The sequence below is a fragment of the Roseateles sp. GW821-FHT02E12 genome (assembly GCF_059421665.1).
The window spans coordinates 277,220-291,965 of the sequence record NZ_JBWKVK010000004.1 but is presented as its reverse complement, the minus strand read 5'-3'; the positions used below and the strand labels follow the sequence as shown (position 1 = coordinate 291,965).

At 69.4% G+C, this 14,746-nt stretch carries 12 protein-coding genes; 10 read left to right on the top strand and 2 right to left on the bottom strand.

What is annotated here, in order from left to right; genetic code table 11:
• Positions 1–42 precede the first annotated feature (42 nt).
• From AC07V5_RS24185 to AC07V5_RS24160, 6 genes are all read left to right on the top strand, one after another.
• Complete coding sequence (locus AC07V5_RS24185; protein WP_495118277.1) at positions 43–1,950, top strand: glucokinase; 1,908 nt, start codon at positions 43–45, stop codon at positions 1,948–1,950.
• 215 nt (positions 1,951–2,165) lie between these two features.
• Complete coding sequence (locus AC07V5_RS24180) at positions 2,166–3,317, top strand: efflux RND transporter periplasmic adaptor subunit (RefSeq protein WP_495118276.1); 1,152 nt, start codon at positions 2,166–2,168, stop codon at positions 3,315–3,317.
• Between the two features lies 1 nt (position 3,318).
• A complete protein-coding gene (locus tag AC07V5_RS24175; protein WP_495118275.1) occupies positions 3,319–5,334 on the top strand; it encodes an ATP-binding cassette domain-containing protein in 2,016 nt (671 codons plus the stop codon).
• Positions 5,335–5,339: 5 nt separating this feature from the next.
• A complete protein-coding gene (locus tag AC07V5_RS24170) occupies positions 5,340–6,722 on the top strand; it encodes a TolC family protein (protein ID WP_495118274.1) in 1,383 nt (460 codons plus the stop codon).
• The gene (locus AC07V5_RS24165) at positions 6,719–7,060 is read left to right on the top strand and encodes a low molecular weight protein tyrosine phosphatase family protein (RefSeq protein WP_495118273.1); all 342 of its coding nucleotides are present in this window, start codon (positions 6,719–6,721) and stop codon (positions 7,058–7,060) included. The genes AC07V5_RS24170 and AC07V5_RS24165 overlap by 4 nt, the downstream gene beginning before the upstream one ends.
• A gap of 4 nt (positions 7,061–7,064) precedes the next feature.
• Entirely contained in the window at positions 7,065–7,847 is a 783-nt protein-coding gene (locus AC07V5_RS24160) for a glutaminyl-peptide cyclotransferase (RefSeq protein ID WP_495118272.1), read from the top strand.
• Between the two features lie 9 nt (positions 7,848–7,856).
• On the opposite strand, the gene AC07V5_RS24155 is transcribed toward AC07V5_RS24160, so the two are convergent.
• Positions 7,857–8,318, bottom strand: a complete 462-nt coding sequence (locus AC07V5_RS24155; protein WP_495118271.1) for a YybH family protein — start codon at positions 8,316–8,318, stop codon at positions 7,857–7,859.
• Positions 8,319–8,381: 63 nt separating this feature from the next.
• Positions 8,382–9,560, bottom strand: coding sequence for an acyl-CoA dehydrogenase (locus AC07V5_RS24150; protein WP_495118270.1), 1,179 nt, complete (start codon positions 9,558–9,560; stop codon positions 8,382–8,384).
• Positions 9,561–9,705: 145 nt separating this feature from the next.
• Between AC07V5_RS24150 and AC07V5_RS24145 the strand changes: the two genes are divergently transcribed.
• The 4 genes from AC07V5_RS24145 to AC07V5_RS24130 all read left to right on the top strand — a co-directional run bounded on the left by AC07V5_RS24145 (position 9,706) and on the right by AC07V5_RS24130 (position 14,720).
• A complete protein-coding gene (locus tag AC07V5_RS24145) occupies positions 9,706–10,581 on the top strand; it encodes a LysR family transcriptional regulator (RefSeq protein WP_495118792.1) in 876 nt (291 codons plus the stop codon).
• 117 nt (positions 10,582–10,698) lie between these two features.
• Positions 10,699–12,333, top strand: coding sequence for an alpha/beta hydrolase family protein (locus tag AC07V5_RS24140; protein ID WP_495118269.1), 1,635 nt, complete (start codon positions 10,699–10,701; stop codon positions 12,331–12,333).
• 193 nt (positions 12,334–12,526) lie between these two features.
• A complete protein-coding gene (locus AC07V5_RS24135; RefSeq protein WP_495118268.1) occupies positions 12,527–13,303 on the top strand; it encodes a GH12 family glycosyl hydrolase domain-containing protein in 777 nt (258 codons plus the stop codon).
• 166 nt (positions 13,304–13,469) lie between these two features.
• Positions 13,470–14,720 (top strand): hypothetical protein, encoded by a 1,251-nt coding sequence (locus AC07V5_RS24130; protein ID WP_495118267.1) that lies wholly within the window; start codon positions 13,470–13,472, stop codon positions 14,718–14,720.
• The last annotated feature ends 26 nt before the right edge of the window (positions 14,721–14,746 follow it).

Genomic DNA, 14,746 nt, shown 5'->3' with positions numbered 1-14,746 from the left:
GCTGATAATCGCTCGTCTTCCCTCAGGTTTCTGCCAGCGTCCATGCCCCGTTTCGACAGCCCCCGTCTGCTTGCCGATATTGGCGGCACCTATGCCCGTTTTGCGCTGGAATTCGGCCCGGGTGAATTCACGCAGATGGCCTCGCTGCGCTGCGCCGACCACGCCGATTTCCACGCCGCGGTGCGCGCGTATCTGCAGTCGTTGAGCTGGCAGGAGGGTGGCCCGCAGCAGATTGCCCATGCGGCCATCGCCATCGCCAACCCGGTCGAGGGCGACCAGGTGCGCATGACGAACTACCACTGGCAGTTCTCCATCGACGAGATGCGCCAGCGCCTCGGGCTGGACACGCTGGTGGTCGTCAACGACTTCACCGCGCTGGCCATGGCCCTGCCCCGCCTGGCCGAGGTCGACGTACGCCAGGTCGGGGGCGGCCAGGCACGCCGGCCCAGCGTCATCGGCCTGCTGGGTGCGGGCACGGGCCTGGGTGTGTCGGGGTTGATCCCGGCTGGCGAAGGCTGGATCGCGCTGGGCACCGAGGGCGGCCACGTCAACTTCGGCCCGCGCGACCAGCGCGAGATGGAGATCCTGCAGTTCGCCTGGAAGACGCTGGATCACGTGTCCTACGAACGCCTGATCTCCGGCCCCGGCCTCGAGCTGATCTACCGCGCGCTGGCCGACCGCAACGGCGTGACCGCCGAGCCGCTGCAGGCGCCGGCCATCACGCAGCGCGCGCTGGAAGACGCCGACGCGCTGTGCCTGGAAACGCTGGAGGTCTTCTGCGGCCTGCTCGGCACGGCGGCCGCTAACCTGGCCGTCACGCTCGGTTCGCTGGGCGGCATCTACATCGGCGGCGGCATCGTGCCGCGGCTGGGCGAGTACTTCGACCGCAGCCCATTCCGTGAGCGCTTCGAGGACAAGGGGCGCTTTCGCGACTACGTTGCCGCCATCCCCACCTTCGTCATCACCGCCGAGAACGCCACTTTCAAGGGCGCGTCAGCCATTCTTGAAAACCAGCTGCGCAACCTGCAGGCCTCGCCCGGCTCGGCCATCCTTGGCCAGATCCGCCGCGCCCGCAGCGAGCTGTCGCCCGCCGAGCTGCGCGTGGCCGACCTCGTGCTGGCCCAGCCCCGCTCGGTGCTGAACGACCCCATCGCCGAGATCGCCCGCGCCGCCGGCGTCAGCCAGCCCACCGTCATCCGCTTCTGCCGGTCGCTGGGCTGCGAGGGCCTGTCGGACTTCAAGCTGCGCTTGGCCTCGGGCCTGACCGGCACGGTGCCCGTCACCCACACGCAGGTCAACACCAACGACTCCATGCTGGAGCTGGGCGCCAAGGTGCTGGGCAACACGGCCAGCGCCATCCTGCAGGTGCGCAGCCACCTGAACCGCGACACCATCGACCGCGCCATCGACATGCTGCTGGCGGCCCACCGCATCGAGTTCTTCGCGCTCGGCCATTACGGTGTCGTCGCGCAGGACGCGCAGTTCAAGTTCCTGCGCTTCGGCATGCCCTGCGGCGCCTACACCGACCCGCGCCTGCAACTGCTCGCCGCCGACGTGCTGCGCGAGGGCGACGTGGCCGTCGTCATCAGCAGCGGCGGGCGGCTGCCGGAGCTGCTGTCCGTCGTCGAGAAGGCCCAGGAGCGCGGCGCCAAGGTGGTGGCCATCACCGCCAGCCAGAGCCCGCTGGCCAAGAAGGCTGACGCGACACTGATCGTCGACCACATCGAAGACATCGCGACCCATCTGCCGATGGTCAGCCGCATCCTTCACCTGCTCGTCATCGACATCCTGGCCGTGGGCGTGGCGATGCGCCGCAACCCGGACAGCATCGCCGCGCTGACGGCCGGCGCCGAGGACGACGACGGCAAGCCCACGCGCGGCGCCAGCACGGCCGCGCCCGGCGTCAGCATGGCTTCGCCGCTGGCACGACTCACGTCGCACAGCCGCTGAGCCCCTAGGGGGATTGAAGGACGCAAGTCGTCCTTGGCCAACTTTTGCGCCTGGCGGCGCAAGTCCTGACCCCACATGACTTTTGCCAACCGGCACTTCACTCACGACGATGAGTGAAGTGGGGCCGCCCGGCTCCGCTCGACTGCTACGCTAACCGACCCATCACGCCGACGCCGGCCAGAAGGGGCGCAGACCCCGAAGGTCCTGGGAGGGACATGAAAGCTTCATTTCTGAAACGCTGGCGCACGCGCCTGATCGTCATTGCCGTGCTCGCCGCGGCCGGCACGGCCTGGTGGTTCACCCACCGCCCGCCGCCGCCGCCTCCCCCACCCAGCGGCGTCGTGGCTCTGGCCGACGTGACCCAGACCGTGCAAGCCGCCGGCGTGCTGCAGGCCAAGACCCGCGTCGACGTCGGCGCGCAGGTCAGCGGCCAGATCCAGACGCTGCATGTGGAGCTGGGCAAGCAGGTCAAGAAGGGTGAGCTGCTCGTCAGCCTGGACCCGGAACTGGCCCGCAGCGACGTGGCCCAGGCCGAGGCCGCCGTGGCCCAGGCCATCGCCGCGCTGGACAGCCGCCGCATCGACGCCGAATCCGCCCGCCGCGAACTCAAGCGCCAGCAGCGCCTGCTGGCCGGCCAGGCCACCGCGGCCAACGAGGCCGAGAAGGCCGAGACCGACCTGGCCAAGATCGAAGCCGACCTGCGCGGCCAGGCCGCCAACCTCGTGCGGCTGCAAGCCGACCTGGACAAGCGCAAGGTCAACCTCTCGTACACCCGCATCACGGCGCCGATGGACGGCACCGTCGTCAACCTGCCGGTGCAGGTGGGCCAGACGGTCATCTCCGTGCAGATCACGCCCGTCATCCTGACGCTGGCCGACCTTGACACCATCACCGTGCGCACCAAGGTGCCCGAGGCCGACATCCAGGCCATCAAGGTGGGCCAGGTGGCGCGCTTCTCGACGCTGTCGGGCGAAGGCAAGCGCTACGAGGGCAAGGTGCGCGTCATCCAGCCGGTGCCGGAGCGCGCCGGCAATGCGGTGTTCTACAACGTGCTGTTCGAGGTGGACAACCGCGACCGCTCGCTGTTCAGTGACATGACGGTGCAGGTGGACATCGAGACCGGCTCCGTCAAGCAGGTGCTGACGATGCCCATCGTCGCGCTGGGCGAGCGCGGCAAGGACGGGCGCTTCACGGTGCAGGTGCTGGATGCCGAGAACAAGCAGACGCCACGGCAGGTGAAGGCCGGCTTGCAGGACGGCGCCAAGGTGCAGGTGCTGGATGGCCTGAAGGCCGGCGAGAAGGTGCTGCTGGCACCGCCAAGCGCGGCGGATGCTGCCGCGTCATCGGCCAGCGCAGCTTCAAACTGACATGGCTCTCATCGAGCTGAAAGACGTCGCCCGGCACTACCAACTGGGCGAGATCGACGTGCCCGCGCTGGACGGCGTGAGCCTGTCCATCGAGGCCGGCGAGTTCGTCGCGATCATGGGCCAGTCGGGCTCCGGCAAGAGCACGTTGATGAACGTGCTCGGCTGCCTGGACAACCCGACGCGCGGCAGCTTCCACATCGACGGCAAGGACGCCGGCACCCTCGGCCCGGACGAACTTGCCGGGCTGCGCCGCGAGCGCTTCGGCTTCATCTTCCAGCGCTACCACCTGCTGCCGCACCTGGACGCACGCGCCAACGCCGCCCTGCCCGCCGTGTATGCCGGCGTCGGCTCCGGCCCGCGGGGCGAGCGGGCGCGTGCGCTGCTGGAGCGCTTGGGCCTGGGCGACCGCCTGCACCACCGCCCTAACGAGCTGTCCGGCGGCCAGCAGCAGCGCGTGTCCATCGCGCGGGCGCTGATGAACGGTGGCCAGATCATCCTGGCCGACGAGCCCACCGGCGCGCTCGACTCGGCTTCCGGCGCCGAGATGCTGCGCCTGCTGGAGGAGCTGAACCAGCGCGGCCACACCATCATCCTCGTCACCCACGATGCCGCCGTGGCCGCCCACGCGCGCCGTGTCATCGAGCTGAAGGACGGCAAGGTCGTCGCCGACAACGGCACGCCAGCCGGCCATGTTGCGCCCACCGAACTGCCCAGCGATGCGCCGCCCGTCAAGGAAGGCGGCCGCCTGCGCCGCATCCAGGTGCAGTGGCGCGAGGCCGTCGCCACCGCCTTGCTGGCGCTCAAGGGCAACCGGCTGCGCACGGCGTTGTCCATGCTGGGCATCAGCATCGGCATCGCCTCGGTCGTCAGCATCGTGGCGCTCACCACCGCGGCGCGCTCGTCCATCGAGACCGATCTCAGCAGCCTCATCTCCGGCCGCATCCCCGTCTGGCGCGGCAACCCCGGCCTGCCACCGGGCGCCGTGCCCCAGCCATTCCGGCCGCACGAGATCGACTCGCTGCGCGCACTCACCGGCGTCAAGAGCATCACGCTGAACCGCCAGATGCAACTCACCGCCCGCCACCAGTCGCGCGACGCGATGCTGGAAGCCATCGGCGGCGACGCGGCCACGCTGAAGGCGCGCAAGCTCAAGCTCGTGCAGGGCCGCTACCTCAGCGCGATGGACTTCGAGACACGCAGCCAGGTCGTCGTGCTGGACGAGAAGTCGCGCGACGCGCTGTTCAAGAAGGGCGAGTCGCCGCTGGGCCAGCTCGTCTTCATCAATCCCGGCATGGCGCCTGACGCCCAGCAGGCCGCCCTGCCCGGCGCGCCACCACCGCCCACGGCCGCCCTGCCCTTCACGGTCGTCGGCGTCGTCGCGCCCGAGGGCGGCGCCTTCAGCTTCGGCAGTTGGCTGGGCCAGCTCTACATCCCGCACACCACCTTCTCGCGCAAGCTGGATGCACGCGCCGATGTCGACAACTTCGACGTGCTGCTGGACCTGACCGTGCCGCCCCAGCAGGTGCGTGAGCAGATCATCCACCGCCTCAAGGCCCTGCACGGCCGCGAGGACTTCGGCACCTGGAATGGCGAAGAGGAGTTCCGCAAGTTCCAGAGCGTGACGAGCGCGATGGCGGCGCTGTTCGCCGGCGTGGCGGCCATCTCGCTACTGGTGGGCGGTGTGGGCGTCATGAACATCATGCTGGTGTCGGTGTCCGAACGCACCCGCGAGATCGGCATCCGCATGGCCGTCGGCGCGCGCCAGGGGGATGTGAGGCTGCAATTCCTCATCGAGGCCGTCGTGCTCTGCATCCTCGGCGGCCTGGTCGGCGTGCTGCTCAGCTGGCTGGCGGCGCAAGCCGTCAATGCGGCCCAGCAGCATCTGCAGGTTGTCATCAGCTGGGCGGCGCTGGGCGTGGCCTTTGCGGTGTCCAGCGGCGTGGGGCTGGTGTTTGGCACGTTGCCCGCGCGGCGCGCGGCCGCGTTGAGCCCGGTGGATGCGCTGGCACGGGAGTGAAGAACATGAAACTGAACTTGATCGCCCTGGCCACCGCCCTGCTGCTCGCCGGCTGTGCCCACGGCCCCGCCGCGAAGGCGCCGGAAGTCGCCGCGCCCATGGCCTGGAGCCTCAGCGGTGGCGACGCCGCGCCCGACTGGGCCGGCCTGCTCGACCCCACGCTCGCCGCGCTGCAGGCCCGCGCGCTGGACGCCAACCGCGACATCGCGCTGGCCGCCCAGCGCTGGAAGCAGGCGCAGCTACTGGCCGACCAGAGCGCCCTGCGCTGGACGCCCAGCGCCAGCGTCTCCGCCAATGCCAGCCGCCCGCTGGAGACGCAGAGCAGCACGCGCAACGTCGACATCGGCGGCGTGGCCGTGCCGGTGACGACCTCCACCGGCTGGAGCCGCAGCTACGGCGCGTCGCTGGGTGTGGGCTACGAGCTGGACCTGTGGGACCGCCTGGCGCAAACCACCGCCGCCCAGCGCGCCCAGGCCGAGGCCGCGCGCACCGACATCGCCGCCGCCCGTCTGTCCATCCGCAGCCAGGTGGCCGAGGCCTACTGGACGCTCGCCGCCATCCGCGCCCAGCGGCCGCTGGCGCAAGACCAGCTCGCGCTTACCCGCGAGACGCTGGAGCTGACGCGGCAGCGCGTGCGCGAAGGCAAGCTGCTGCCCATCGAGCTCGACAAGATCGCCGTCAACCTGCAGGCCGCCGAGTCCCGCCTGGCCGACCTTGCCGCGGACGCGCAGTTGCAGCGCCAGATCCTGGCACTGCTGCTGGACGAACCTCTGCCCGGCCCGTCACCGGACGCCGCGCTGCCGCCGGGCGAGCCCCCGCGCTGGCGCCTGGCCGAGCCCGCCGACGTGCTCGCCCGCCGCCCCGACGTGCAGAAGGCCCGCCTCGGGGTGGACGCCTCGCTGGCCCGGCTGCGCGTCAGCGAGGCCGACCGCTACCCGCGCCTGTCTTTCTCCGCGGGCATCAGTACCGGCGGCTCACGCACAGCCGACTGGCTGTCGCAGCCGCTCGCGTCGCTGGGCGCCAACCTCGTCGTGCCCATGATCGACTGGCAGCGCCTGGCCCTGCAGCGCGACGGCGCCCGCACCGAGCTCGACACCTCGGCGCTGACGCTGCGCGACACGCTGCAGAAGGCCCTGGCCGACATCGAGACCCAGCGCATCGAGGCCGAGCGCTCCGCGCAGCAGTTCGCCGCCAACACCGGCCGGCTGCGCGAGGCCACCGAAAACGAACGCCTGGCCGCGCTGCGCTACGAGGTCGGCACCATTGCCCGCGCCGACTGGCTGCAAACCAAAAGCGCCGTACTGGACGCCGAGCAGACCCGCATCCGGCTGCGGCTGACGCAGTGGCTGCGGCAGGCGGCACTGTTCAAGTCGTTGGGTGGTGCGTGAACCTGGGCAAGCTCAAGGTTCTGTTCATCTGCAGCCGCAACCAGTGGCGCAGCCCGACGGCGGAGCAGGTGTTCCGCCGCCACCCCGCCCTGGCCGTGCGCTCGGCTGGCACCAGCGCCAGCGCGCGCAAGCAGGTGAGCCATGTTGACCTGACCTGGGCCGACGTCATCATCGTCATGGAAAGCAAGCACAAGGCGCGGTTGATGCAGGACCACGCCGAACTGCTGGCGGGCAAGCCGCTGCACGTGCTCGACATCCCCGACGACTACCGCTTCATGGACCCGGAGCTTGTCGGACTGCTGGAAGAAACCGTCCCGCCGTTGCTTGATTTACGCTGACGGCATGAATTCGAATTTCGATCCACAGCGGCGTGTCCTGCTGGCTGCGCTTGCCGGCGCCATGGCCGCACCCCTGGCCACGGCCGCCACGCCCGTCCAGGGCTTCAAGGTCGTCAAGAGCTATCCGCACGACCCCAACGCCTTCACGCAAGGCCTGTTCTTCCACGACGGTTTTTTGTTCGAAGGCACCGGCCTGCGCGGCCGCTCCAGCATCCGCAAGGTGGAGATCGAGACCGGCAAGGTGCTGCAGCAGGTCGACCTGCCGCCCGAAGTCTTCGGCGAAGGCATCTCGCAATGGGGTGACCGCCTCATCGCCATCACCTGGCAGGAGCAGACGGCCTATGTGCTCGACCTCAAGACCTTCAAGCTCTGGCGCAAGTTCAGCTACCCCGGCGAAGGCTGGGGCCTGACGCACAGCGACAAGGAACTGGTCATGAGCGACGGCAGCCCCGAGCTGCGCTTCCTGGACCCGCTGACCTTCAAGGAACTACGCCGCGTACGCGTGACGGCCGACGGCCGGCCGGTGGATCAGCTCAACGAGCTGGAGTGGGTGAACGGCGAGGTCCTCGCCAACATCTGGCAGACCGACCGAATCGCCCGCATCGACCCCAAGACCGGCCGCGTGCTCGGCTGGATCGACCTCACCGGCCTGCTGCCCGCCAACCAGCGCACGGGCCAAGACGACGTGCTGAACGGCATCGCGTACGACGCGGCGAAGAAGCGCCTGTTCGTCACCGGCAAGCTCTGGCCGCGGTTGTTCGAGATTCAGCTGACGACGCCGCGCTGATCGATCGGATCAGCGACAGACTTCGGTGCCGAAGTCGAACACGATCTCCCAGCCGCCGGCGGGCTTGCGGCGCCACACCGACTGGAAGCGCGCCGTCACCTTGCCGTCCGGGTCCAGCACCGGGCCGGTGGTGCGGGCCAGGTCGCCGCTGGGCAGCACCAGCACCAAGTCGGGCGACCAGCTGAACGGCGGCTTGGGCGAGGTGAGCATGCCGTTCCAGGCCGACATGACCGCATCGGGGCCGTTCAGCGGTGCCTTGCCCATCCAAATCGTGTCGGGTGCCAGCAAGCGCCGAAACCCGGCCACGTCGCGCGCCGCGAAGGCCGCGGCAAAGGCGGTCTCGGCGGCGCGGGCCTCTTCCACGCGCTTCGCGATCTCGTCGGCGCCGGGCCAACCGGCTTGAGCGGTGGCCGTGCCAGCCGCAGCGGGCAGCGTGGCGGCGGCGAGCAAGGCGTGGCGGCGGGTCGTCATCGGCGGTCTCCTTGTTTGGAAGATCGCGAGCATGCCTCGCGCCGCCGCCCCTGTCTCAAGTCATCAGAAGGCGGCGATGCCGGTAATTGCCCGGCCCAGGATCAGCGCATGGATGTCGTGCGTGCCCTCGTAGGTGTTCACCACTTCCAGGTTCACCAGATGGCGGGCGATGCCGAACTCGTCGGAGATGCCGTTGCCGCCGAGCATGTCGCGCGCCATGCGGGCGATGTCCAGGCTCTTGCCGCAGCTGTTGCGCTTCATGATGGACGTGATCTCCACGGCCGCCGTGCCCTCGTCCTTCATGCGGCCCAGGCGCAGGCAGCCTTGCAGGCCCAGCGTGATCTCGGTCTGCATGTCGGCCAGCTTCTTCTGCACCAGTTGGTTGGCCGCCAGCGGCTTGCCGAACTGCTTGCGGTCCATCGTGTACTGGCGGGCGGTGTGCCAGCAGTCCTCGGCCGCACCGAGCGCACCCCAGGCAATGCCGTAGCGCGCACTGTTCAGGCAGGTGAACGGGCCCTTCAGGCCGCGCACGTCGGGGAAGGCGTTCTCTTCAGGGCAGAACACGGCGTCCATGACGATCTCGCCGGTGATGGACGCCCGCAGGCCCACCTTGCCGTGGATGGCCGGGGCGCTCAGGCCCTTGGCGCCCTTCTCCAGCACGAAGCCACGGATCTGGCCGCCGTCGTCCTTGGCCCACACGACGAACACGTCGGCGATGGGGCTGTTGGTGATCCACATCTTGCTGCCGGTCAGCTCGTAGCCGCCGTCCACCTTGCGGGCGCGCGTGACCATGGAGCCGGGGTCGGAGCCGTGGTTGGGTTCGGTCAGGCCGAAGCAGCCGATCCACTCGCCGCTGGCCAGCTTGGGAAGGTACTTCTTCTTCGTCGCCTCGTTGCCGAACTCGTTGATCGGCACCATCACCAGGGACGACTGCACGCTCATCATCGAGCGGTAGCCCGAGTCCACGCGCTCCACCTCGCGGGCGATCAGGCCGTAGCTGACGTAGTTCAGGCCGGCGCCGCCGTACTCGGCGGGAATGGTCGGGCCCAGCAGGCCCAGTTCGCCCATCTCGCGAAAGATGCTGGCGTCGGTCTTCTCGTTGCGGAAGGCCTCCAGCACGCGCGGACGCAGGCGGTCCTGGCAGTAGGCTGCCGCCGCGTCGCGCACCATGCGCTCGTCATCGGAAAGCTGCTCGTTCAGCAGCAGCGGGTCGTCCCAGTGAAAGCTTGCCTTGGTGACCATGGTGGTGTCCTCGAGTGTTGGGTTCGGCCGGGCGACAACCCGCGCGCGTATGGCCCTCAGTATTCCTCTGGCCGCGATTCGTGTCCAATTCAAGAAACGACTTCGACGATTCGCAATGCCTATCGACACCACCGCCATTCGCTCGCTGGAGTTTCGCCACCTGCGCTACTTCCTCGCGCTGGCCGAGGAGCTGCACTTCGGCCGCGCCGCCCAGCGCCTGGCCATCTCGCAGCCGCCGCTGTCGGTGGCCATCCAGCAGCTGGAGGCCAGCGTCGGCGCACGGCTGTTCGACCGCGACAGCAAGGGCGTGCGCCTCACGCCCGCGGGCCAGGCCTTCCGCGCCAGCGCACAGGCCCTGCTCGACCGCGCCGAAGACGCCTGCGCCCAGGCCCGCGAGGTGCAGGCCGGCGAGGTGGGGCGGCTGCGGTTGGGCTTTGTCGGCTCCACGCTGTTCAACGGGCTGTCGGCCTGGCTGCAGGCCTTCCAGGCCAGCCACCCCAAGGTGGAGGTCGTCGTGGTGGAGCTGAACTCGCAGGACCAGATCGACGCGCTGCTGGGCGAGGAACTGGACCTCGGCCTCGTCCACACAGACCGCCTGCCGCCCGCGCTGGCCTCCCAGCCGCTCTACAGCGAACCCTTCCTCGCCTGCCTGCCCGCCGGCCACCCCAGCGCCGGCCTGGCCGAGATTCCGCTCGCGGCCCTGAGCGACCAGCCCTTCATCCTCTTCTCCCGCAAAGGCTCGCCGGACTATCACGCCCGCATCGTCGAGATCTGCCGCCAGCACGGCTTCTACCCGCGGCTGCAACACGAGGGCCGGCACTGGCTGTCGGTCGTGTCGCTGGTGTCCCAGGGGCTGGGCGTGAGCATCGTGCCGGCGGCCTTCCAGCGCGCGGGGGTGCAGGGGGCGGTGTTCAGGCCGCTGGCCGAAGCCATCGAGACCTCGGCGGTGTTTGCGGCTTGGCGCAAGGATTCCGTGGCGGTGCTGCGCGAAAGCTTCCTGGCCGCACGGCCGTTGAGCTGACTTGCGTCGGCGCCGCCTTTCGTCGTTGCCATCCAGCAATCTGTCGCAACGCAGCAGCGCCGCCGGGGCGAGGTGCAGAAGATGCTGGCTTCGTTAGATTCCTCCGACCCGTTCTTCATGACTCCCTCCCGACGCCGCGCCGCCCTGCTCTCCTTCCTGCTCTCCTTCCTGCTTGCCCCGCTGCTTGTCGCGCACGCGGCGGCGAGTGAACCCACCGGCGGCGAATGGGCCGGCCTGATCGAGGTCGGCGGCCGGCCGACCTTCTGGCGCCTGCGCGCCGAGCTCGTCGACAACCAGCCGCGCCTGGCCTACGCCATGCCCGGCGGTGGCGTGAATGCCGGTGGCGAATGGCAGCCGCTGCCCGGCGCCACGATGGGCGACGGCCGCATCGGCTTCGCGCTGCCGGCCGCCATGGGCGGCGGCCCGTGCGCCGCCCGGCGTGAAGGCGAAGCGCTGCTGTCCGCCGCGGCCGACCACTGCCGCCTGTCCATGGTGCGGGTCGTGTCCGCGCCGCAGCCCGCTGTCACCCCAGGCCTGTATCGGCTGCGCGATGGCCGGCTCGTGTCGGTCGGCTCGTTCACCGATTTCCCGCAGCCCACCGTCATCGAGTTCGGCTCGGGCCGCTGGTCCTTCCTGTTCGAACGCGGCGACGGCGTGGCCACCGCCGGCTCGTCGCTTCAATCGCCCTGGCCGGTGCGCCTGACACTGAAGCAACTGCCCACGCAAGGCCAGCGCGAGCGACTGCTGTGGACCGAAGCCGGCGTCAGGCCGCAGGTGGGCGTGCGCGTGAACATCATCGAGCGCCCGCTGCGCTGGACCAACGGCGCGCTGAGCCTGGCCGGCACCTTGATGCTGCCCGCCACCCCAGGCCCGCATGGCGCCGTCGTGCTCGCGCCGATGTCCACCGATGCACCGCGCGAGGCCTATCGCCAGCAAGCCGAGTTCTTCGTCAGCCAAGGGCTCGCCGCACTCATCTACGACAAGCGCGGCGTGGGCGAGTCCAAGGGCGACGTGCGTGAGACCGGCCTCAACGACCTGGCCGACGACGCTGCCGCAGCGGTCCGGCTGCTCAAGCAGGCCCCGGGCATCGACCCGCGGCGCATCGGCGTCTGGGGCCATTCCCAAGGCGGCTGGGTCGCCCCGATCGCGGCGGCGCGCAGCAGCGACGTCGCCTTCGTCATCGCGCAGTCCGGGCCGTCGGTCACGGCGGCCGAGCAGGAGATCTATCGCGTCGAGACCAGCGCGCGCAACGAAGGCCTGAGCGCCGCGGACGTGGCCGAGGCGGCCGACTACGAGCGCCGCCTGATGCATTGGGTGAAGACCGGCGATGGCCGCGAGTGGCTGGAAGCAGCGGCCCGCACCAAGACCGACACGCGCTGGGCCCACCTGGTGGAGTTCCACGAAAAGCTGCCCGACCTGCCGAGCCGGCGCGCCCAGACCTTCTGGTACTTCGACCCCCTGCCCTCCTACGCCCAGGTCAAAGTGCCCATGCTCGCAGTCTTCGGCGACCGCGACGCCTTCGTGCCGGTGGAGCGCAGCGTGACGCTGCTGCGCCAGGCCTTGGCCCAGGCCGGCAACCGCGACCACCAGATCACCATCCTCGACCACGCCGCCCACGGCCTGTGGGCGACCGATCTCGACAGCGGGCACAAGGCAGCCACCACAACCGGCTTCCACGCCGACTACTTTCCGACGCTGGTGCGCTGGCTGAAGACGCATGGCCTGACCGGGCAAGGTGCCGGCAAGCGCTGAGCGCTTGGTTGCGCAAAACCGCACGCTCTCATACGACGACGAAGCGAAGCCGGCCTGACCGCTTGTTTCAAACGGGCGGGTAAGCCCGATGGTCGAACTAATTGTTCGGGGCTCGAATTAATTCGCCCATGACAACGCTGCCACAACGGTCGCGGTCGTGGGCGACGACCCCTTTCAACCAAAACGGAGACATATGAAATCACTTCATCGCGCGTTGGGCGCTGCCGCCTTTGTCGCCATGGCCCTCGCCTCCCCGGGCGCGCAGGCCGCCACCTGGGCCGCCTCCTCGCCAGCCACGGCATCCTGCTCGGCCACCAACCTGTTCGCCACCTGGACCTACGGCAAGTACGGCTTCAACAACGACGTCTGGTCGCCTTGCGGCGGCGTGGCCGCCGGTGCGCAGACGATCTGGGCCAACACGAATGCCGACTGGGGCGTCTGGTCCGATCAGCCCAACACCGGCGGGATCAAGTCGTACCCCCACATCACCTACACCGTCAACCGCACCATCAGCTCGCTGTCGCAGCTAACGTCGACCGTCTCAGCCACCACGCCCACCGGCGGCGCCTGGGAATCCACCTTCGACGTCTGGGTGGGCAACAACGCCCACGAGATCATGCTGTGGCTCAACTACACCGGCACGGCCGGTGGCTGCGGCAACGTCAAGCCCATCTCCTACAACTGGACTGCGCAAGGCTGCGCGATTCCTGTCTACACCAACGTGAACGTGGGCGGCGCCACCTGGAACGTCTACCGCGGCAACAACGGCGGCAACATGGTCTATTCCTTCCTGCGCACCACGAAGACGAACAACACGACGATCGACGTGCTGGCCATCCTCAACTACCTGAGGAACCTCGGCTGGATGGCCGACCTGGTGGTGGGTGACGTCCAGTACGGCTTCGAAATCACGTCCTCATCGGGCGGCATGAACTTCGGGTCGAAGAACTTCTCCGTCACCGCGAAGTAGGCGCAGCAGCCCGCGGCGTCGGTGTGCACGTTGTGCCCGGCGCCGCAGGCAAGCGCGGCCAGCACGGCGGCGCTTACATCCCCGTACACCTGGGCGTGCTCGCTGCGACGCACTTGTTTCAACATGGCCGCTGGCACTTGGCTTGCGCCATGTTGAAGAAGAACAAATGCGAAGCGACCCGATCAAGCAGAACATCGGCAGCCTGGTCCTCCTGGCCACGACCGTCGGCCTGACGGCCTGCGGTGGCGGTGGCGGTGGCGGCAGCCCGTCCACTCCCGCGCCGCCCCAGCCGGCACCAGCGCCGTCACCCGCTCCCGCGCCCACTCCTGCGCCGGCTCCGTCGCCCACGCCTTCTCCCGCACCCGGCGCTGCGCCACAGATCGGCGGCTGCGACGTCTTTCCGGCCACCGCCGTGTTCAACACCCGCATCGACGACGCACAGCGCTTCCCCGTGCACGCCAGCAGCGCGACGTGGATCAACAGCATCGGCACCACCCGGGCCTTCCACCCCGACTGGGGGACCAGCGAAAACCAGCAACAACCCGCCGACTACTACGGCATTCCGTACAACGTGGTGGACGGCAGCACCGCGGCCACGGCCACCACCGGCTGGCCAACGGTCTCGTTCAACCCCACCGACCCGCGTGCCGGCAATGGCGCCGGCGCGCCCGACGAGAGCGACTGCGCCGCACCGGTAGGTGGAGGCTACGGCCTCGTGCGCGACTGCACGACGCTTACCGCGCCTAACCGCCGCTTCCCCTTCCCGCTCGACAACCTGCTCAAGGCCGAGGGCGGCGCCTGCAATGACGCGCAGCAGTGCGGCGACCGCCACGTGCTGGTGCTGGAACAAGGCAGCTGCCGGCTGTGGGAGAGCTACGCCAGTTACAAGCTCAACGCGCAGTGGTACAGCTATTCAACCGCCGCGTGGGACATGAAGAGCAACGCGATGCGGCCCGACACCTGGACCTCGGGCGACGCTGCCGGCCTGCCCATCCTGCCGCTGCTGGCCAAGGCTGCTGAAGCCAACGCGGGCGAGATCCACCATGCCTTGCGCGTCACGCTGCGCGACAGCGTGCTCGCACGCAGCTACGCGTGGCCCGCCCGCCACCGTGCCGGCGGCGAAACGGCGGGCGGCGTTCCCTTTGGCGCCCTGCTGCGCCTGAAGGCCAGCTTCGTGCCGCCGTCGGCGTGGAGCGCCCAGGCCAAGGCCGTCGCCGTGGCGATGCAGCGCTACGGCCTGTACGTGGCCGACATCGGCTCGGACCTCTACGTGCAGGGCGAACCCAGCGCGCAGTGGCAGGACGCCACGATCTCCAACCTCAAGACCCTGCAGGCGTCAGACTTCGAGTTCGTCGACCTGCGCGCCATCACCGGCGACAGCCGCTTCAACGGCAACTCCTTCCAGGGCAGTTGGTAACGCCTGGCGGCGCGGCGCCTCAACGG